Here is a 21,947-nt window from a genome sequence, read left to right as displayed (position 1 = left end):
AATACAAAATGAATTATTATGACTAACGGATTTTTTACTAAAGAAGAAGTGTACGATATATTAGATAACTCTGGAAACAAGATCGGGGTTGATATCGTAACCTACAACATACTAAAAGTAGTAGATACAAAAAATTTAGATTGTTTAAATACTTATTCTGTAACAGTTAAGCATCGCATATTGGTTAGCGGATTAAATTGGGACTCAAATACAAATTATCAATCTGTAGGGTTTAACAATTATCCTGCTCTAATCAATGTTCAATCGGGTATTACAGCAATAAGCCAATCCGGTGCAGATATAATCCTAAAAAGGATTTTCCCAAAAACAATAAACGCAAGTGTTGAGCAGAGCACTAATACCTCTACAGGAAGTTCCAGTTCTCAAACTAATCAAACCTCATCCGGTTCCAGTTCATCTAACGTTAATACTTTTGGTGTTGATTTATCTGCCGGCTGGTTTGTAGATGGTCCCGTAGCAACGGTTGGTGTAAATTATTCTCATAGCTGGGAGCATGGCACTTCTCAGGCAGCAAGTGTATCTCGTTCCGGTGCTACAAACCAACAAATTGCATCCGGTAATGAAATGAGTGTAAAAGATTGGTCGGCTTACGCATCAATACAAAATTTTAATAATGCTAATAATATTTTTGTTGGCGAATTTGTTCAGTGGAATTGGGGCCAAACCTATCCGTGGAGCATTTTTGAATATAATGAGACAGGTTCGGGGTCAAATATTTTATTACCTCAAAGTGTAGTGGCTAACTTACTATATTATGGTGGAGCCAGCCAGGGTTCAGATAGTAATATCCTTTTACCTCCAAGCGATCTGTCTCTTTTTGGGTTAGATTTTACAATGGCTTCAGAATGGTTAGTTACATTCCCACAAAATTTAACAGCTATTGAAACACTAACATTTCAACATGATGTAAGTATTGCACAGGCATCTCATTCTATGACCATTCCTGCCGGGGGCGGCCAGGCATCGCTAATTGCATCTGTTTCAAGTGCATTTAATAACGTAATGCAACAAAATGCTCCTCTTCAGTTAAGTGAATATGCTCTCATTCCTTTGTCTGACAATCAAACTACCGGGGTAGGTTTTCAAAGTAACCTTTTTGATATTAGCCCGAGTACTCCGGCTATTACATTTAAAATACGTTCCAGAGGTAATGATCTTTTGGTTACCGGTTCAGGATTTTCACCGGGGATGACTGCAGATTTTCCTGCCAGTTATAGTGGAACAGGTGCAACTGTAACTGTGGCATTTAAAGTAGCAGATATTAATACACAATATTCTTTTATTTTAAAACACTGGAAGGGTCAAAATAGTGGCAATATTGTATTATCGTGCTCCATAAATGGAAATGAGACTATTATTAATGTTACCGATCAGGAAGGGCAGGGCTCTTTAAACAATACCAACCAGCTTGACCTAAGGAATTTTGATTTAAAATCTGCTAATTTCCATGACTTCTTAGTATTAGGCTGGAATGAGATTACCATTACGGTACAACCTCAGGACAGTTCAGTAGCGTCTCAATATGTTTTGTTGGCATTAGCTATGGAATAATAAAATGGTGCAGTTTGCAAAGTTATCTTAATAGTAAAATTATGGGATTAAAAAGGCTTAGGGAGTGGGATGATGATGACGATGAATACTCGGAATTCTTGAATCCACGTAAAAGGCTAAAGGTTTCTGATACACGTCCAAGAGTTTCTGCTCGTGAACCTAAATTGAAACCAAGGCCAAGGTTAAAGCGGTCAAACAGTATAGACCGTAGCGGAGGGCAGCTATCAATTTCAGATAGGCATACGGCAAATACCGGCCTAAAAAAAGAAAGCATGAAAGATTATAGTGTGATAACTATTTTTTCGCGTGAGGCTTTTGAAAATTTTGGAAGAACATGGAAATCTAAAATGGGCGTTGATACTTTAAACCTTGCTACTTCAAGCTCAAGGAAAGGTGTTAGTGATGCCGATGCTAAAAAAATGCTTTCCCTACAGTCAAAAACTACATTGGGTGCAGATTTTCAGGCCCATGTTCAGGCCTTGCTGGAAAACAAAACAATGCCCCATGTAATTGCTGTAATTGAAGGAAAAGAGGAAAAGCCGTCTTTACAACTAAAAACTGAAGTTGGAACAGAAACTCTGGATGTTCAATATACAAGAAAACTCTACATTCAGGGAACAAATGCCAAAGGCAGCTCTGATAATAAGCAAAGTATGAGCATTTATGTTAGAAATGATATGTTAGGTGTTTATACTGTTACCCAAGAAACGGTTACCCATTTATCTACCAGGAAAAAAATAAATACCGCAGCACTAAATTATGAAACAACAGATGGAAGCAGGTACAAAACACTAATGGTACACATACCCAATGAGTTTATTGGAACAAAAACCAAGGAATCAGGAACACATGCATCATTCCAAAGTTATGCTGATGAGCAAAGAAAAGGAACAACCCCGGTAATTGTAACAAGTTATGTTGGTGATACTAATTATTCATCTGCAATGAGTGAGTATTCGCTGCCCTCTATGGGCGGACATTTGCCAAGCGGTGAAACCTTGAACCCTCAAAGTAGTGGTGCTAAAAAAGAGACACATTTTATGCAAAGTGTACCTTTAAGTGATGGACATAGCAAACATAGTGTATTGCAGCCATCTACAACAAACTATGTCTTTGTAAATCCTGATGACACAAATCGTGAAGCTACAGATCATCCCAGTGTAATACAATATGTAGCACATGATAGCGAACTGAAAGGAAAAGTTGAAGGTAGTCCGTTAGCTCTCCTGGATGGAGTATAATTGGGGGCATCTGTAAATTTAGATTAAATTTTTAGGCCTCTGCATGATAGAAAGGTGGCTCGCATTGTTGCTAAGCCACCTTAAACTGCTTATAAATAAAAATAATCTAACCTTTTTTAAAATGATCTATTGCTCTCCCAATATCCTTATCGGAAAGTGACATTAGCACAACACCATTTTTACAAGGAGATTGTATATATCTATCTGATAAAAATTTAGTTTAAAATACTACTACTTTAATTTTAAGCGATAGTTTGTTGGCGTTACATTAAATTTATCATGAAAGCTTTTAGTAAAATTTGCAAGGTCATTAAAACCACAATCAAAAGCAATATCTGTTATACGCTCATCAGATACAACAAGCAGTTCGGCTGCCCTCTCAAGCCTTTTAGTTTTGATGTAATTGGCAGGGGAGTCGTTGTAGAGTTTTGTAAACTCCCTTTTAAAAGACGAGACACTTAAATTTGTTTTCTTTGCAAGCTCTTCAATACCAACTTGCCGAAACATATTGGCATCTATAATTTGCCTGAAAGAATAAGTGGCTGGCGAAAAAAGCTGTGATAAAATTACCCTGATGGTTTCTGCATTTTGGGTTTGTGACAATAACAAAATGATTTCTTTTAATTTAATAATTAATAAGTCTTCATTTACTAAAGAAGGATTTTCAAAGTAGAACAACAAGCCTTCAATGTACTTTTTTATCAAAAAATCATTATTTATCCTTTCGGCGGATTGATTAGATATGTTATTCTTTGGTTTTTGAAGGAGTAATGGAAGGTCTCTTTCGTATATTTTTTTTAACGTACCGGGGTAAAAACTAATAATTATCAATTCATTTTGAGTGCTATTGGCAGAATTAATTATTTTTTTGCCGTTGCTTATACAAGTTAAAAGCAGTGAATAATTGCTATGAACAACAAATTGCTCTTGCTTATCATAAAATTGAATATCACCTTCCAAAGAAAATAAAAAGCAAGCTCTGTCTGATACTGGAAAAGGAAATTCAAAAGGTGGCTTTAGTACTATTTTTTGAATTAAAGTTTCTCCAAATAAATCCATTTTTTTATAGTCGGTAACCATGAATTTTGAATATTTTTTGTAAAGTGTCGCTAAATAAAATATGAGTAAACGTAAAAAATTATTCGATGGCAATATACCAGTAATTATCTAATAATTTTAGTTAAACCTCTATACTTAAAGGAAACTCTATAAATATGAAGATTTTATCCGGTATTATTTGTTGCTAATTTCTTTGGCTATTGGGCAAGGTTCCAAGTTGAAATCAATATATATTATTGTATAACAGCTAATTATAGCTGTATTGTCGGGTCTTGCCATTTCGAAATTATACCGTTAAACCATATTGAGTAAAGCTTTCTGAACTTACAGCAAAAAGTTACTTCTAAATATTATACTTAAAGGATAAGAAAGTGCGTGGCATTTTCGAACCAAATTGCCAAATATTTGAGCTGGTTTAACAAATTCAGATTTTTCTTTAAGACTACGTTTGTTAAGTAAAAAATGACAATTAATTAAATCAGAAAAAATTATGACATTATCAAATTTAGGAATTTTTCATACCATAATAGGCCTTGCTGCCATTATTGCCGCACTTGTATCATTTGTAAAGTATGGTAAAATCAATTTGGCTAAACTAACCGGTAAAATTTATTTTTATGGTACTTTAGTAACGTCGTTAACAGCATTAGGTATCTCTAAGCATGGCGGATTTAATCCGGGGCACGCTTTTTCGATATTAATTGTTATATTAATATCGGTGGCCTACCTTCTTTATTGGAGAAAGAAAGGAAATACCAGGGCTCGTTATTTTGAAAACTTTTGTCTTTCTTTTAGCTTTTTCCTGTCATGGGTACCAACTGTTAATGAAACCTTTACCCGGGTTCCTGTAGGGCATCCGTTGGCTAAAGATATAAAGGATCCGGTAATTGCAAACACCCTGCTAATTCTTTTGTTACTGTTTATTGGCGGTACAGTGTATCAAATTATAAAACAAATGAAAATTAATAAAGCAACATCTATGTAAAGTTTTGCCAAGTTAGATTTTGCAAAATTGGTATAGATGGGGAATTTTTCATGAATTTGTTAAAAAAATTTAAAATGAAATTACCAATCCCATTATCGGGCGTACATTTAATATAGCCAAAGTAGCAGCCGCATACCACTTTATGGAAACCGATCATGGCGGTGGAATATTGTAATGCTTACCCAGGCATTAAATATTACTACAACTATGATAGCTATGCCCGAGAGCAAATTGCCTAAAGAGCAAATTTTAAACGATACAAAGCAATTTCGTGCCGATGTTTTAAAAGGTTTTAACAATAACCCCAAAACATCGCAATCTAAATATTTTTATGATGTTATTGGCGATGGCCTCTTTCAGCAAATTATGGCAATGCCGGAGTATTACCTTACGCGCAGCGAAATGGATATTTTTAAGAACAGGACACAGGATCTTGCCAACATTTTAATGGCCGACGGTACTGCGTTCGACCTGATAGAGCTTGGCGCAGGCGATGCTACAAAATCGTTGTTCCTGCTAAAGCATCTGTTAAACAGGCAGGCAAATTTTACGTACATGCCCATAGATATTTCCGGGCACATACTTGATGTTTTAGACGATAAGCTGAGCGTTGAAATGCCCGAATTAAATATTGTGTGCCTTGAAGGCGACTATTTTGATATGCTAAAGCGTGCTGCAAACCTTTCGTCAAGGCGCAAAGTGGTGATGTTTTTAGGGGGTAATGTGGGGAATATGGAAGCTGCCGAAGCAGTATCTTTTTGCCGTGAGCTTCGAATGAACCTTTCACCCGGCGATATTGCCCTTATAGGCTTCGACCTTAAAAAGAACCCGCAAACCATACTGGATGCTTATAACGATAAGGCCGGTATTACCGCAGCCTTTAACCTTAATCTGCTAACCCGTATTAACCGCGAGCTTGGTGCCGATTTTAACGTAAGTAACTTTAGTCATTATCAAAACTATGACCCGCTTACAGGGGCTTGCCGCAGTTATATCATCAGCCTTAAAGAACAGGATGTGAGCATTGATGGAACCATAATACATTTTGATAAGGATGAGGCCGTGTATATGGAGGTGTCCCAAAAATTCTCGCAGGATGATATTGAGCAGCTTGCGGCCACGTCCGGCTTTGCCATAGCAGGATCGGTAACCGATTCTAAAGGCTGGTTTACCGATAGTTTATGGGTTGCCAATAATTAGTATCTTACCGTATGGAAAATAATATAGCCAAAGCCAACATTGCAGGGATGCTTTTACAGCAGTATAGTAGCATACGAAGGCATTCTGAAACGATTTGCAAACCACTGGAAATAGAAGATTATGTAGTACAGCCCATAGCCGATGTTAGTCCGCCTAAATGGCACCTTGGGCATACCACCTGGTTTTTTGAAACGTTTATATTAAAGCCCAATTTTAAAGGCTACGAAGAATATAACCCGAAATATAACTTTGTGTTTAACAGCTATTACGAGAGTGTGGGCGCAAGGGTAGTACGTACCGACCGCGGCAACCTCAGCCGCCCATCGGTAACCGATGTGTACCGATACCGCGCCTATGTAGATGAACAAATGGAGGCTTTTTTGCAAAGTGATTCAATAGCTGATGATGTAGCTGCCCTTTTAGAGCTGGGCCTTAACCACGAGCAGCAGCACCAGGAGCTTTTGTATAGCGATATAAAATACATACTGGGGCACAATCCGCTTTTCCCCGTTTACAGCACAAACAACGTTTTTAATGAAAGTATTACGCCAAGTACAGATTTTATTGATGTGCAACGCGGTGTTTACCAAATAGGCTATAATGGCAACGGCTTTTGTTTTGATAACGAGTTAGGCCGCCATAATGTATACCTTGACGATTTTGAAATTGCAGCAAACCCTGTTACCAATGCCGAATATTTATTGTTTATAAAAGACGGCGGTTATACCAATTTTAGGCACTGGCATTCGGAAGGGTGGGACTGGGTACGGCAAAATGCTGCTCAAGCCCCGTTATACTGGCACTTTATTGATGGTATGTGGATGCACTACACCTTAAACGGTTTGCATGAAGTTGACCCTAACAGTGCCGTTTGCCACATCAATTTTTACGAAGCTTCGGCTTTTGCATCCTGGAAAGGTATGCGCCTGCCTACCGAAGCCGAATGGGAAGTAGCATCAGGCTTATTTAACTGGGGCGACCGCTGGGAGTGGACCAATAGTGCCTACCTGGCATATCCCGGGTTTAAAAAAGAAGCCGGTGCCATAGGCGAATACAACGGCAAGTTCATGGTAAGCCAAATGGTGCTGCGTGGTGCCTCTGTAGCTACGCCGCCGGGACACAGCCGCAATACCTACCGTAACTTTTTCCATCCGCGCCACCAATGGCAGTTTACGGGCATACGCCTTGTAAAATAACACCGCTAACGCTATGATTACTTTAAGCGGTGTCTCTAAAAGTTTTGGTACACATAAAGCAGTAAATAATATTTCGTTACAGGCAAACGATAAAGAAATATTGGTGCTTTTAGGCACGAGCGGCTGTGGCAAGACCACCACCCTAAAAATGATAAACCGGCTCATAGAGCCCGATGCCGGTACCATACTTATTAACGGTAACGACATAAGGAACAGCAAGCCCGAGGCACTGCGAAAAACCATAGGTTTTGTAATGCAGCATGCAGGGCTTTTTCCGCACTATACAGTGGCACAAAATATTGCTGTGCTGCCCGCCCTGCTTCAATGGGATTCCAAAAAAACCAAAAACCGAACATCGGAACTGTTAGAAAAACTCAACCTGCCTCAAAACATAGTAAGCCGTTATCCGCATGAACTTAGTGGTGGCCAACAGCAGCGGGTGGGCATTGCGAGGGCATTAATAGCGAATACTCCCGTGTTGCTAATGGATGAACCCTTCGGCGCATTAGATACCCTTACCAAGGCCGCGATACATAACGAATTTAAATCATTAGATGAGCTTACCAACAAAACCACGGTTTTGGTTACACATGATGTTCAGGAAGCTTTTGAACTGGGGCACCGCATTTGCCTTATGGATAAAGGGCAGATAGTGCAAACGGGTACCCCGGCAGAGATGCTGTACCATCCGGCAAACGATTTTGTGAAAGACTTTTTTGCCTCCAGCCGCCTGGTTTTGGAGTATAAAAGTGCTACACTACAAGACATCCTACCTTTTTTAAAAGAAGCATTACCACCAGAGGTTAAAGGTGCGGCAAATGTGTGGCAGGCGCTTCAACTACTAAGTTCAGAAAATAAATACTCCATGCAGTACGATGCCGTTATGCAGGCATTTAGCCAGTACAGAAAACTACAAACCGCATGACACAGGAGCAAACCCTTTGGCAATTTATAGCCAGCCAGCAGGATAAGCTGCTGGCTCAGGTAGGGCAGCACCTTGGGCTTACCTTTCTGTCATTATTGCTGGCTATAGCAGTGGGTATTCCGTTAGGGATACTCATATCGCGCAGGCGCAGGTTAGCCACACCGGTGCTGGGTATTGCGGGTGTATTGCAAACCGTGCCCAGTATTGCTCTCTTAGGGTTTATGATACCTGCCTTTGGTATAGGAGCAACTCCGGCTATTGTAGCACTGCTTATTTATGCATTGCTGCCCATAATACGCAATACCTATACGGGCATAACGGGTGTGAACCCTTTAGTTACAGAGGCTGCCACCGCATTAGGAATGAGCAAAAGCCAACGGTTGTTTAAGGTGGAACTGCCTCTGGCAATGCCGGTTATCATCGCAGGTATTCGCACGGCCGCGGTTATAAATGTGGGGGTTGCAACACTGGCCTCTTTTGTAGCAGCCGGAGGTTTGGGGGAGTTTATCTTTGGCGGGATATCACTTAACAACACTAATATGATACTGGCCGGTGCCATACCCGCAGCGCTGCTTGCAGTAGTTCTTGATATGGCTATTGGCTACGTTCAACGATCAGGGCTGCGGTCGTTTCGCAAATTATTATATGCGATAATAGCAATTGCCGTTGCTTTAGCAGCCTACTTTTTATGGCCATTGGGAACAAAAAACAAACTAAAAATTGGCTTTACGCCCGAGTTTATGGGCAGGCAGGACGGCGACCTGGGGTTAAGGCAGGTGTATGGCATGCAGTTAAGCCCGGTTGTGGTTAGCGATGCCATAATGTACAAGGCAGCACAGGAGGGTAAGTTAGATGTTATAAGCGGATATTCTACCGATGGCAGGATTAAAGCGTTTAACCTCGTGGTGTTGCAGGACGATAAAAATATTTTTCCGCCCTATTATGCCGCGCCTATTGTAAAGTCTGAAACCCTTACCAAATTTCCCGGGCTTAAAGAAGCCCTTAACCTTTTGGCGGGCAGGATAAACGACAGTATTATGACAAGCCTTAATTATAAAACCGAACTGCTTAACCAAACGCCGGAACACGTTGCTAAAGATTTTCTATTGAGTGCAGGGTTGTATAAGGCATCTAAAAATGGCACCAAGGGTACGGTGCGCATAGGGTCTAAAATTTTTGGAGAACAATACATACTTGCCGAAATGTACCGTATACTCATTGAAGGCAATACTGATTATAAGGTTGAAACCAAAACCGGTCTGGGTGGTACTAAAATTTGTTTTGATGCCTTAATGAACAACGGGATAGACCTGTACCCGGAATATACAGGTACGGGGCTTTTGGTGCTGCTAACACCATCGCAAAAAGTCGTAAACGAGGTTAGCAAAGACAGTCAGAAAACATATAACTATGTTGCTGCCCAATTTAAAAAGCAATACGGCCTGGAATGGCTCAATCCTATTGGTTTTAATAATGCCTATGCCTTAATGATGCGCCGTGAACAAGCTGAAAAGCTGCATATTGTTACGATATCTGATTTAAAAGCGTACCTGAATAAAAAATAATTTGCTTACCATAGTATGGAATTTAATTTTGATGAAATAGTCAACCGCAAAAACACGAATGCCTTTAAATGGGATGCGCTTCCACCCGGCGATGTGCTGCCCATGTGGGTTGCCGATATGGATTTTAAAACCGCCTCGGCAATTATACAGGCACTTAGCGACAGGGTTGCGCACGGCGTTTTTGGCTATACCCAAACACCGCCACAGTTTTACAATGCCATAACCAACTGGTGGCAAAAAAGGCATGGCTTTACTATACAGCAGGACTGGATAGTGCCTGTTATGGGCGTGATACCTGCACTATCGGCCATTGTAAGGGCACTCACCCAAAAAGGCGATAAAGTAATAATACAGCCACCCGTATACAACCATTTTTATATAACGCTGGCCAATTGCGGCTGCGAAATTGTAGAAAATAACCTGTTGTACAATCATGGTGACTACAGTTTAGACCTCAACGATCTTGAAAATCAGGCATTCAACCCTGATGTAAAACTGCTTATACTCAGCAACCCGCATAATCCTGCGGGCAGGGTATGGACAAGGGAGGAACTGCAACAGGTTGCGGCTATCTGCCTCAAGCATAACGTAATTGTAATTTCAGATGAAATACATTCCGATCTTGTGTTAGATACTAACACCCACATTCCGTTTGCTTCGCTGGGCGAGGAACATAGTCAAAATTCTATTACACTGGCATCGCCTACAAAAACGTTTAACCTTGCGGGATTACAGGTAGGGTATTTGTTTACGCAGAACAGCGCGTTCATCAAGGCCGTAAATACCATCCTTGTTATGCAGGAAATCGAAATGCTTAGCCCCTTTGCCGTTGAGGCGCTTATTGCTGCCTACACGCAAGGAGAGGAGTGGCTTGAAGCACTAAAAACCTACCTGTATGACAACTATTTGTACCTAAAAGAGTTTGTAGCACAAAACATACCGGCGGTTACAGTAGCGCCTTTGCAGGGTACCTATCTTGTATGGGTGGATTGCAGCGCTTTGCAAAAAACATCGGTTAGCCTTGCCGAAGATTTATTGCAAAATAATAACCTTAAAGTAAATGCAGGCACCATGTATGGCGCTGCCGGAGAGGGTTTTATCAGAATAAATATTGCCTGCCCAAGGGCGCAGTTAAAAAAGGGTTTAATGAGGTTGAAAGCCGGCTTAACCTTACAGTAAATTCTTCATATCAATTTTTTTGTATACTCTTCTTTTACCGGCTTTTCTCGTGTACTTACAACAAGTAGTAACAACAAGATTTAAAGTATTAGCGATATTTCGCTAATACTTTAAATACCGCTAAATAAAAATTTTAAGCCTGTATAATTTATAATTTTTAAATAATTGTAAATTATATAGTTGTATTTTCAGTGTATTATAATTCTTACGTATTATGTTTGCGGCTTACAATTTGCATACCTAAAATTGCAGCTGCTAAACTATATTGTCAAATCATGATATTATATTTAATGTGCTAATAATTAGTAGTATATAATATATTTTTTGTTAACTTTAACACATACAACCTCCCCATCTAAAATGAAAACGTTAATCTGCCTGCTATTTATGTTTTTTGCTGCCCTGCCGGTAATGGGGCAATCTGGTATTTCTGCAGATTTAAAACAAAAGCATGCCACTCTCTTACAGGCTACGACCGATACCGCCAGGGTAAGCGCTTATGTAGATATTGGGCACAGGCATATACTTGAATCATACGATAAAAGAAATACCAAAGCATTAGACAGCGCAATTTATTATATGGGGCTGGCCGAAAAATTAAATAGTAACATAAACTTTAAAAAAGGGCAGGCTTACATTTACACTTTATCATCTCGCATTTACAAGGTAAAGGGACAGTTTGATAAGGCTGAAGAGCAGGCACAAAAAGCAGTTGATATCATTACACAAACGGGTACAAAAACAGAACAGGCAGATGCTTATACTTTTTTAGCGGCATCGGCGGTCGAGGTAAGAAAGCCTGCACAAAGTATTGTTTATTTTGAAATGGCCCGCAAGTATTACAAAGAATCAGGCAATAAGTTTGGCGAAGCTTCTGCGCTGCTGAATGTAGCTTACATGCGCAGTGCCGATGGTAAACTTGAACAAAGCATTACTGAACTGGAAGAATGCCTTGCTTTATTTAAATCTATAGATTACAAACAGATACAACGGGTTTATTCACTACTGGCTATTGCTAATAATAGACTGGGTAAATATGATAAAGCTTTAGAATATGGCTTGCAGGGTGTACGTGTTGTAGATGAACTGAATGATAAAGGTATGGCTACTGCCGAATTGTATAAGTTTATGGGCGTCATATATTCTAATCTTGGCGAACTGGATAAAACATATACATACTTCTCGAAAGCACTTGCTTTGGGAAAGAATTTTAATTACGAAGAGTTTGTTAGTGATGTAGAGGGCAGTCTTGTTACCGTACTTATACAACTTAAACGCTATAAGGAGGCGCAGGGATATCTTAAAAGCTTGGAAACTAAATATAAAAACTTGCGTCCTGGTGTAAAAGAGCAGGTAGTTGTAAACAGTATTAATGCTTACATGAACATAAAGAATTTTACTGCCGCTGCAAAATACCTGCCGGATGTGTATGAAATACTGGAAACCTTCCCAAAAACCGACTACAGGCGCTCACGTTACTATTCATTACTTTCTGATTATCACTTTAGGTCGGGTAACTACGATGAATCGCGTAAATGGATCACCGCCGACCAAAAGCTGAACGAAAAAATTAAAAACCCCGGCAGGCTACAGGAAATACACCATATGCTCTTTAGGCTCGATTCGGTAAAGTCTGATTATGAGTCATCTATCGCACACTTAAAAACACAACAGGCGTATAAAGATTCATTGTTCAGTTTAGAGAAAAGCGCTGCCATTAATAAGCTACAGATAGAATATGATACAGAAAAGAAGAATAAAGAGCTGTTAATCAAGGATAAAAGCAACCGACTACTAAAAAAGCAGGCCGAATTGCAGCAAAGCAGGCTGTCTCAGGCAACCTTAGTGCGCAATGTAAGCCTGGCAGGCATAGTGCTGCTGTTTGTAATTATAGGTTTTATTTACAGGCGCTACCTGCTTAACCAACGCATAAGGCGTGAAATCAACCTGAAAAACAGCACGTTACAAAGCCTGCTGAACGAAAAAGAGTGGCTGCTTAAGGAAATTCACCATAGGGTTAAGAACAACCTGCAAATTGTAATGAGCCTTTTAAACACCCAGTCGCATTTTTTAAGCGATGCCGCTGCAAAGGCCGCTATAAAGAATAGTCAGCACCGCATACACTCGATGTCGCTGATCCATAAAAAGTTATACCAGTCGGATAATGTGGTGAGCATCAACATGCAAGTGTATATAAATGAGCTTATTGAATACTTTAAGCAGTCGTTTGATACGGGTCAACGCATTCGTTTTGAGGCTGATATAGAGCCTATTGAGCTTAAAACATCTCAGGCGGTTCCGCTTGGGCTTATACTTAATGAGGCCATTATTAATGCTATTAAGCACGCTTTTCCTGCTGACAGAGAGGGGCTTATATCAATTACACTTAAAAATACATCGTTAAACAATGCAGTGCTAACCATTAAAGATAATGGTGTGGGTATGGATAGCAACCCGGATGATAAAACGCTGTCATCCCTGGGGTTAAAGCTTATAAATGGCTTTAGCGGAGAGCTTGATGGGCACCTGGCCTTTGTAAACAACAGCGGACTTACCATTTGCCTTGAATTTGGTATAAATAAAACGTTGGTTAAAGAGAATCTGGCCAAAGAAAGTGCATAAATAAAAGAACTTAACTATAAATATTATGAAAATTGCACTACAGATATTTTTAGTTTGCCTGTTTGCTACAGGTGCATGCAATGCACAGGCTACAGCGGAAAAATTGCTGAAAGAACTGCATGAAGAACTTCGTACAACGCAATCAGATACAGCAAAGGCAATGACACTTGTATATTTAGGTACACACCACATTCAGGATGCTTATTTTAAAAAAACACCCAATGCGCTGGATAGCGCTATGTTTTATGCTAAAAAAGCCGAAACGCTTGCAAATACTGTCAACTATAAAAAAGCGGTTGGTAAATGCTATATCATTTTTACCTGGGCACATAAAATAAAAGCAGAATATAACGCAGCTGAAAGCTATGCTAAAATGGCTGTTAGCTTATTTAATTCTATAGGCGACAAGGAGGCGCTTGGCGAAGCATATATGGCGCTTGCATTTAGCAAAGAGAGCATACGGCCTAAAGAAGAAAATATCCCTATCTATGAAAAGGCATACAACCGGTTTATGGAGGCAAACAGCTTTAGGCATGCGGGCGAGGCACAGCTTAGTATAGGTTATATTCATAATTTTCAGGGCAGGAAAGATGCTGCCTTAGTGGCATTTAATAAAGTTATTGAGCTATACGATAAAGCGGGTCATGGAGTAACCCAGCACGTTTACTCTCAAATAAGCGGTATTTACCAGGGTCAGGGTAACTACGAAAAAGCCTTAGAATACGGACTTAAAGGTATACGTATAGCCGAAAGCCTAAACGACAGGTCGGCCGCTACGGCCAATATATATTACCGTATGGGCACGATATATACCGAAGGTATTGACAGGCCGGAGGAAGCCTGCTTTTACCTTAAAAAGGCGCACGAAATTTTTAAGGAGCTTAATGAATCTATACTAAGCTGTAGCATAGAGGGTTGCCTGGCACAAACGCTTTTAGAGCTTAAGCGTAATAAGGAGGCACTTTATTATATAAAATTATTGGAGGATAAATGTAACCATTCTGATGAACAGGTAGCAATAGTAGCTGTTTTACGATGCCTGCAAACCTACACAGTCCTTAAAGATTTTAAAAATGCCGAAAAGTTTTTACCCAAGGCAGAGCAACTATTTAATCATCAATATTTTAAGCCTGTTGTGTGTTCCAGTCTGGCACAGTATTATCTATCTTCAAAAAATTATGACAAAGCCAGGTTTTATGCTAATGCTGAAATAGAAATATATACAACCATGAATAACCCGCTGGCGCTTGAGTATGCACACACCAGGCTCCATAAAATAGATTCTATACAGTCGCACTACCAGGCATCTTTATATCATTTAAAGAAGCAATATGCTTATGCTGATACAGTTAATAAAAAAACGGCGGGCAAAGAGATCGATCGTTTGTATGTTCAGCATGCGGCTGAAAAGAAAAAAACAGCACTCCTTTTACAGGATAAAAAGCAGCAGCTACTAAAAAGCCAGGCGCAATTGCAGGAAAGCAACCTTACTAAAGCTACCATTGTTAATGCCACCGGGTTTGGCTTGCTTGTGCTGCTTTTAATTATTGCCGGGTTAATTTACAGGCGATACCAGCTTAACCAACGAATTAGAGCCGAAATTAACCTGAAAAACAGTACGTTACAAAGCTTGCTGAATGAAAAAGAATGGCTGCTTAAAGAGATTCACCATAGGGTTAAGAACAACCTGCAAATTGTAATGAGCCTTTTAAATACCCAGTCGCATTTTTTAAGCGATGCCGCTGCAAAGGCCGCCATAAAGAACAGCCAGCACCGTATATATTCTATGTCGCTGATCCATAAAAAGTTATACCAGTCGGATAATGTGGTTAGCATCAATATGCAGGTGTATATAAATGAACTTATTGAATACTTTAAGCAGTCGTTTGATACCGGCCAACGCATTCGTTTTGAGGCTGATATAGAGCCTGTTGAGCTTAAAACATCTCAGGCAGTGCCATTAGGGCTTATACTAAATGAGGCCATAATAAATGCTATTAAGCATGCTTTTCCTGCTGATAGAGAGGGGCTTATATCTATTACCCTTAAAAATACATCGTTAAATAATGCGGTGCTAACCATTAAGGACAATGGTGTGGGAATGAGCGCTAACCCTGATGATAAAACACTGTCCTCCTTAGGTTTAAAACTTATAAGGGGCTTTAGCGGAAAGCTTAACGGGCACTTGGCCTTTGCAAACAATAACGGGCTTGCCATTTGCCTTAAATTTAGTATTTACAGCAAAATACCGGTTGAAGAAATACCACCGGAAAAGGTAAGTGCGTAACGAATTTTAACATTGATATTTCACTTTCGGACTTTAAGATTACACTAATTTAAACAATCAGCGCATGATAACCACCACTAACACATCTACCATGAAAGTGCTTATTGTAGAAGACCAGTTTATTGAGGCTTACGACCTGCAGCTCATCCTGGAAAAAGCAGGTTACCTTGTTACGGGTATAGCGCACTCGGTACTACAGGCAGAGGAAGCCATTGCCCGCGAAAGGCCGGATATTGTGTGCCTCGATATTTTTTTAGATGATAAAGAAACCGGTATAGACCTTGCTAAACGTTTAAAGGAAAAGCATATAGGATTTATTTACATTTCGGCAAACTCAGGTAAAAGCATATTAGATGAGGTTAAGATAACCCAGCCCTATGGTTTTATAATCAAACCGTTCAGGGATCAGGATGTGCTAACAACTTTAGAGATTGCAAGTTACAGGCACAGCCATAACGAAGCTATATTACAGCACGGGGCCGATGCGGTTAAGCAAAAAATAGCAGAGATTATTGCGGCAGGTACCACTAAGTGGGAAGATGCCCTGTTACAACTGGGATGTGCCCTGCAAACCCACATACCTTTTGATTATATGGATGCGGGTCATGCCACGGCAGTAAACAGCACGTATGATGTTACAGGCATCTTTAGGCGTAATGTTAGTGACTACACTATTATTGATGCCAAACGTTTTGCAGAGATAAGTATCTTTAGCCTTAACGAACTCGCGGATCTTAAAGAACAATCGGCAATGCTACAGGAACCAGCCTATTACAATGATAATGCTCTTATTGCGTTTTGCGCGCAGTCGCACATCCATAAGGTTATTATGCAGTCTTTCGGGTTAAAGTCGGCGTTGATGCTGCCTGTAACCTTGCCCAATGGTAAACACTATGCATTTACCTTTTATAGCAAACAACCTGATAGCTATACCCAGGCACATCTTGTAATTGCCGGCCAGCTTAAGGAAGCATTGGCTGGTTTTGCCGATGCCCGTTATACCGTTACCAATCATAAGCCAACCACCCTCCGCAAAATGACACCGCTTGTTGCTCCATCGTATCCCAAGCTGTTTGAAGAGATGGTGGGCAATAGTAAAAAAATGCTCTCGGTGTTTGATTATATTAAAAGGGTAGCCCCTTGCGATACATCGGTACTTATTTTGGGCGAAAGCGGTACAGGTAAAGAAAAAGTAGCCCACAGCATACACAAGCTTTCTACACGTATCGATAAGCCTTTTGTAGTGGTAAACTGCGGTGCGATACCTGATAACCTGGCCGAATCGATACTCTTTGGTCATGAAAAGGGTGCTTTTACCGGTGCGATAGATAGGAAAATAGGCAAGTTTGAAATGGCCAGTAACGGCACTATTTTTTTAGACGAAATTGCCGAAATGCCATTGAGCCTCCAGGTTAAACTATTGCGGGTGCTTCAGGAAAATGAGATTGAGCGGGTAGGAGGGCATTCGCCCATAAAAATAAACGCCAGGATTATTGCGGCTACCAATAAAAACCTGGAAGCTGAGGTTGCCGCAGGCCGTTTCAGGATGGATCTGTACTACCGCCTGCACGTTTTCCCTATTACCACACCTCCTTTAAGGGAACGTAAAGAGGATATACCCGATCTTACTTATCATTTTGTGGAAATGTACCGCAAAAAAATAGGCAGGAAGGAAATTACGCTTGCAGATAGTGTGCTGGAGCAGATAATGGCTTACGACTGGCCCGGTAACATAAGGCAATTGGAACACGTTATAGAGCGCAGCATATTGCTAACAGAAGGCACCCACATTAAAGAGGTGTACCTGCCCAAGCCCTATAAACCGGAAGTGGCCGAGAGTGCCGACCAGAAGTTTGAAACCAACGGATTGGTTAAAACAATTTACGAGAACGAGCGCGATTATATATGCTTCATCCTTAAAAAATGCAAAGGCAAAGTTTATGGTGCGGGTGGTGCGGCTGAATTGTTAGACCTGCCGCCATCCACATTAAATTCTAAAATTAAAAAGCTTGGTATCAAAATAAAAGCCTTTTAAATAGTGCCAATTGTAAAAAGTGAAATGCCCGCTACTACTGCGGGCATTTCGGGGGTAGAAAAGCAATTACAACTATAGGAACTATGATACTTTATTAAGCCAGTTGCTAATGTAACGGGCAACATTTTCCCAACCGGGCTGTGTAAGGGTGGCGTGGTTGCGGTTGGCCATCTCTACATACTCCAGCACCGATGCATTCTTTTTATACCGCTTATAAATACGGTTAATTAAATGCGGCGGTATGAGGTTATCCAGACTGCCGGATAGTAGTAGCAAAGGCGCGTGCTCTTTATCAAAATCTACTTTGGCAGCTGCTGTTAAACCTCCGCGTGCCACTCGTTTTGATTCCGGTATCGCATATTTTTCATACGCAATAAGCTGCTCATGTATGGGCATCTCATTCACGAACGAGTACTGAAAATCTTTAAAAGACATCAGCAGCGTGTTGTGCAGCGATGAGAACAGCCCCAATACCTTCCAGGTAGATTTTAAAAATGTAAACTCGTAGGGTATTATGCCCACTGGCGGTATGGGGTGCACCCCAACACCCGCCGAGCCCAGGCCGCGGTTTATTAATATCTGGGCAATAAGCCCACCCAGCGAGTGCCCTATTATAATAGGCTTTTCGGGTAGGTTTATAGCAAAGTTAGCATAGTGGTCTACCAGGTCTGTAAGGGTAAGATCTGCCAGGTCTACATCATAAGGCTGCCTTTCGCGCAGTACACGTGGCAGGTCATCTTTATAAGGCCAGGGAGGTGCGATGGCATGATAGCCCCGCTGCTCAAAATAATCAACCCAGCTGTCCCAGCAAATATGGCTTACAAAAGCCCCGGTTATAAATAGTATGGTTTTATTATTGGTAAGTTTCATGTTGTAGTAAATTATATCGGCTATTAACCGGGTTATTAGTACTATTTAACCGTGTAGGGTAATGAAAGGTTGCCGCTGGCAACCGAGTATACTTTGTAAACCCCAAGCATAGGCTTATCTCCACTGCCCATAGCTTCGCCCGCAGGGGCATCGCCGGTATCAACCATCATGTAGCAGGCAACGGCATCAAATTTAAAATCGGTCTTGTTGCTAATCCTGTAATCGGGCACTATAACCCTTATGCTGTTCTCTTTAGTAACTACATTATAACCGGGGCTGTCCATATACATTTCCATACCGGGATTGTTGGCAGGTAGTGTAACCTTTGGGTCGCCCTTTTTAAACTGTTTTACCGATAGCCCTCCACCCACACGTTTGTCTTCGTTAAGCACCACCCAATGCGGATGCCATATAACGCCATCGTTACTAAAGTTCCTGTCAAAATTTTCATCCCACATGGGGGTGTCATCAAAATCAGGGTGGGAGGTAAGTGCAAGCGCAACAATGCCTTCGGTATCACTAAACCCCACATCACCGGGTTTTAAGGTAGTAGGAAAAACATAGCCCAGTACCGGTGCTCCGTTTAATTTACCAACGCCCTTAGGGGTTGTAGCTCCGGCCTTGCCTTTAACTTTCATTTCCCAAACCGTTATGCCCAGCTCTTTGTTGCGTGTTATGGTAGCCGATTTTATCTGGAAATCTTCGTTATCATAACATTTGTCGCATGGCGGGATAGTGCTGTCAGAAGTAAGACTTAACGCTATATAGGCGATCATTATAAATAAGGTTTTCATAAGCAGGTGTTTAAGGTTAATTATCCCAGGTATTTTTTAAGTTCTGCCGCGGCCTGGTTAAACAATGCCTTGGTTTGCGGTATGTGTGCAAGGCCATTTAGTAGCCCAAAATCGTGTATTACATCATTATAGCGCACTGTTGTTACCTCAACCCCTGCTTCGCTAAGCTTGCGGCCATACGCCTCGCCTTCATCCCTTAAAATATCATTCTCGGCAACCTGTATCAACGTAGGCGGAAGCCCTTTTAGCTTTTTAAGGCTGGCCTGCAACGGCGATGCATACATCTGGTCCCTCTTTTCGGGCTCAATGTATTGGTTCCACATCCATTTCATTAGCGATGCCGTTAAAAAACGCTGCTCACCAAAAAGCTTGTATGATTCGGTTTCAAAATTGGCATTGGTAACCGGCCAAAAAAGTACCTGCACTTTAAACTCCGGCCCACAGTTTTCTTTAGCCATAAGCGCCGTTGCAGTAGCCAGGTTGCCACCGGCACTGTTGCCCACAATGCCCAGTTTGCTGCCATCTATATTAATTTCGGCGCCATGCAGCGCAAGCCATCGGGCCGCGGCATACACCTCGTTAAGGGGCTGTGGGTATTTAACCTCGGGGGCACGGCTGTACTCTACAAATACGCCGGTGTAGCCGGTAAGCACAGTAAGGTCGCGTACCATGCGTTTATGGGTAGGGTAGTCGCCCAGCACCCAGCCGCCGCCGTGTATAAACATAAAGGCGGGTGTAATACCGGTTTCGCCTTCCGGGCGAACAATATTAAGTTTAATGGTGTGCCCTTCAAACTCTATGGTTTTTTCAGATTCTTCAATGCCCGAAAGGTCTACCTCAGAGGCAGCCTGGGCACCTACAAGCACGTTTCGGGCATCAGGAACAGGTAACGACTCCAAAGGGGCACCGCCCGAATTAAGCGGTTTTAAAAATTCTTTTACCGCTGCCGACAAGTTAGGGTCGGAAGCATAATCTACAGTAGATTGTACAGTTGCACTCATAAATATGTGGTTTTAATAGTTATTACCGGTATTGGCTTAGCGCCGATAACAGTGCAGACTAAAAAAATGCCACATATTTAAGTGGTTGAAAATAAGTTATTTGTGGTGTTTTAGTGTAAAACTACCACAGTCAAATATCGCTAATTAGCGAATTTTTATTACTTTAAAACAGGGTAATAGTTATAGTGTAGAAGCGCTCAGCAACTTTTTATGGAGGATATAGCATGATACGCCCGCGCCCACACCAATAATACCCATAAACAGCCAGTTGGTGGCATAACCCCACCCGGAAATTATTTCCATGCCCACCTTTGCGCTCATAATATGCGCAAGGCTAAACGTCATGGTATACAGCGCCATGTACTGGCCTTCCTGCCCGCGTGGGGCACGCCCCAAAGCAAAGGAGTTAGAGAACGGAAAGCTGAACATCTCTGCCACAGTAAGCAGCAGCATGTTTATGGCCAGCACGCCCACCCAATTATTAATTAAAAGCACAAAAAACGAAAGTGCCATTAAGAAAGCGCCCCACATGATAATTTGCACTTTGGGTACATTTTTGCGTTCTAAGTACCCCACAATAGGCATCTCAAGGAAAAATATCATGATACCGTTAAACGACATAAGCAGCCCGGTGTGTACCTCGGTAAGGCTGTACCACTCTTTATGGTAAAGCGGCAGCGTAGTAAACAATTGAAAGAACACCATAGCGATGGTAAAACTGCTGAACAGGAACAGCATGAATGGCCCATCCTTAAATGGCGATGCCGGTAGCAGTTTTTCGGTAAGGTGTGGGTTTACCGGCTCCGGCTTTTTTTCTTTTACTAAGAGCCAAAAGATGATGATGGCTATAATGCAGGAGCCGCCGTCTATCCAAAAAAGGCCTTTGTAGCCTATGCCAACAATAATGAGTCCGCCCAGTGCCGGCCCGGCTGAAACCCCAAGGTTAATAGCCAGCCTAATAAGCGTCATGGCGCGGGTACGGTTTTCCGGCTTTGCATAGGTGCGTATGGATACGAACATGGCGGGTCGGAACATATCGGCTACCACCATGATACAGAACATGGCAATGCACAAACCGGTAAATGACGTTATTTGCTGAATCACGAAAAACATCAACCCGCTGGTAAACAGGCTAAAGACCATGATTTTGTAAAAGCCTATTTTATCTGATAATTTGCCGCCTATCCAGGAGCCTGCCATAGAACCGAAACCAAAGCATACCATTATCCATCCAACTTGTCCGTAGGTAAAGCCTAAATTTTCCTTTAAATATTTAGACAGGAACGGCAGCACCATAGTGCCCGACCTATTTATGAAGGTAATGATGGTAAGTATCCATACCTCGCGAGAAAATCCCCTGAAATTGTTTAAATAACGGTTAATGGCCTGCTGAAACATGGCGGTAGATTGGTTTTT

General features: G+C 41.2%; 16 protein-coding genes. 11 read left to right on the top strand and 5 right to left on the bottom strand.

Annotated elements, in window-relative coordinates; genetic code table 11:
* Nucleotides 1-18: 18 nt before the first annotated feature.
* Nucleotides 19-1,572, top strand: a complete 1,554-nt coding sequence (locus tag FMM05_RS02505) for a hypothetical protein (protein WP_143371759.1) — start codon at nucleotides 19-21, stop codon at nucleotides 1,570-1,572.
* Between the two features lie 14 nt (nucleotides 1,573-1,586).
* On the top strand, nucleotides 1,587-2,813 hold the full coding sequence (locus FMM05_RS02500) for a hypothetical protein (protein ID WP_143371758.1): 1,227 nt from the start codon (nucleotides 1,587-1,589) through the stop codon (nucleotides 2,811-2,813).
* Nucleotides 2,814-3,044: 231 nt separating this feature from the next.
* On the opposite strand, the gene FMM05_RS02495 is transcribed toward FMM05_RS02500, so the two are convergent.
* On the bottom strand, nucleotides 3,045-3,893 hold the full coding sequence (locus FMM05_RS02495; protein WP_143371757.1) for a helix-turn-helix domain-containing protein: 849 nt from the start codon (nucleotides 3,891-3,893) through the stop codon (nucleotides 3,045-3,047).
* A gap of 469 nt (nucleotides 3,894-4,362) precedes the next feature.
* Between FMM05_RS02495 and FMM05_RS02490 the strand changes: the two genes are divergently transcribed.
* From FMM05_RS02490 to FMM05_RS02450, 9 genes are all read left to right on the top strand, one after another.
* The gene (locus FMM05_RS02490; protein ID WP_143371756.1) at nucleotides 4,363-4,857 is read left to right on the top strand and encodes a hypothetical protein; all 495 of its coding nucleotides are present in this window, start codon (nucleotides 4,363-4,365) and stop codon (nucleotides 4,855-4,857) included.
* A 216-nt stretch (nucleotides 4,858-5,073) separates the two neighbouring features.
* A complete protein-coding gene (locus FMM05_RS02485) occupies nucleotides 5,074-6,057 on the top strand; it encodes an L-histidine N(alpha)-methyltransferase (protein ID WP_143371755.1) in 984 nt (327 codons plus the stop codon).
* Nucleotides 6,058-6,068: 11 nt separating this feature from the next.
* Nucleotides 6,069-7,253: an ergothioneine biosynthesis protein EgtB gene (gene egtB / locus FMM05_RS02480; protein ID WP_235894343.1), complete on the top strand. Its 1,185-nt coding sequence runs from the start codon at nucleotides 6,069-6,071 to the stop codon at nucleotides 7,251-7,253.
* 13 nt (nucleotides 7,254-7,266) lie between these two features.
* The gene (locus FMM05_RS02475; RefSeq protein ID WP_143371754.1) at nucleotides 7,267-8,178 is read left to right on the top strand and encodes an ABC transporter ATP-binding protein; all 912 of its coding nucleotides are present in this window, start codon (nucleotides 7,267-7,269) and stop codon (nucleotides 8,176-8,178) included.
* A complete protein-coding gene (locus FMM05_RS02470; RefSeq protein WP_143371753.1) occupies nucleotides 8,175-9,743 on the top strand; it encodes an ABC transporter permease/substrate-binding protein in 1,569 nt (522 codons plus the stop codon). Before FMM05_RS02475 ends, FMM05_RS02470 begins: the two co-directional genes overlap by 4 nt.
* A 15-nt stretch (nucleotides 9,744-9,758) precedes the next feature.
* A complete protein-coding gene (locus tag FMM05_RS02465) occupies nucleotides 9,759-10,922 on the top strand; it encodes a MalY/PatB family protein (RefSeq protein WP_143371752.1) in 1,164 nt (387 codons plus the stop codon).
* A gap of 360 nt (nucleotides 10,923-11,282) precedes the next feature.
* Entirely contained in the window at nucleotides 11,283-13,544 is a 2,262-nt protein-coding gene (locus tag FMM05_RS02460; RefSeq protein WP_143371751.1) for a tetratricopeptide repeat-containing sensor histidine kinase, read from the top strand.
* 25 nt (nucleotides 13,545-13,569) lie between these two features.
* On the top strand, nucleotides 13,570-15,831 hold the full coding sequence (locus tag FMM05_RS02455; protein ID WP_143371750.1) for a tetratricopeptide repeat-containing sensor histidine kinase: 2,262 nt from the start codon (nucleotides 13,570-13,572) through the stop codon (nucleotides 15,829-15,831).
* A gap of 64 nt (nucleotides 15,832-15,895) precedes the next feature.
* Nucleotides 15,896-17,866, top strand: coding sequence for a sigma 54-interacting response regulator (locus tag FMM05_RS02450; protein WP_235894342.1), 1,971 nt, complete (start codon nucleotides 15,896-15,898; stop codon nucleotides 17,864-17,866).
* An 81-nt stretch (nucleotides 17,867-17,947) separates the two neighbouring features.
* Here the strand turns inward: FMM05_RS02450 and FMM05_RS02445 are convergent, their stop codons facing one another.
* The 4 genes from FMM05_RS02445 to FMM05_RS02430 all read right to left on the bottom strand — a co-directional run bounded on the left by FMM05_RS02445 (nucleotide 17,948) and on the right by FMM05_RS02430 (nucleotide 21,929).
* On the bottom strand, nucleotides 17,948-18,736 hold the full coding sequence (locus FMM05_RS02445; protein WP_143371749.1) for an alpha/beta hydrolase: 789 nt from the start codon (nucleotides 18,734-18,736) through the stop codon (nucleotides 17,948-17,950).
* A 41-nt stretch (nucleotides 18,737-18,777) separates the two neighbouring features.
* Nucleotides 18,778-19,530, bottom strand: coding sequence for a hypothetical protein (locus FMM05_RS02440; RefSeq protein ID WP_143371748.1), 753 nt, complete (start codon nucleotides 19,528-19,530; stop codon nucleotides 18,778-18,780).
* Between the two features lie 20 nt (nucleotides 19,531-19,550).
* On the bottom strand, nucleotides 19,551-20,531 hold the full coding sequence (locus FMM05_RS02435) for an alpha/beta hydrolase (protein WP_143371747.1): 981 nt from the start codon (nucleotides 20,529-20,531) through the stop codon (nucleotides 19,551-19,553).
* 180 nt (nucleotides 20,532-20,711) lie between these two features.
* Nucleotides 20,712-21,929: an MDR family MFS transporter gene (locus tag FMM05_RS02430; protein WP_143371746.1), complete on the bottom strand. Its 1,218-nt coding sequence runs from the start codon at nucleotides 21,927-21,929 to the stop codon at nucleotides 20,712-20,714.
* Nucleotides 21,930-21,947: the final 18 nt, after the last annotated feature.

Source organism: Flavobacterium zepuense, from assembly GCF_007097145.1.
In the GTDB taxonomy this organism is placed as follows: domain Bacteria; phylum Bacteroidota; class Bacteroidia; order Flavobacteriales; family Flavobacteriaceae; genus Flavobacterium; species Flavobacterium zepuense.
The sequence above is the reverse complement of the archived record's forward strand: the minus strand, read 5'-3'. Positions and strand labels throughout refer to the sequence as shown.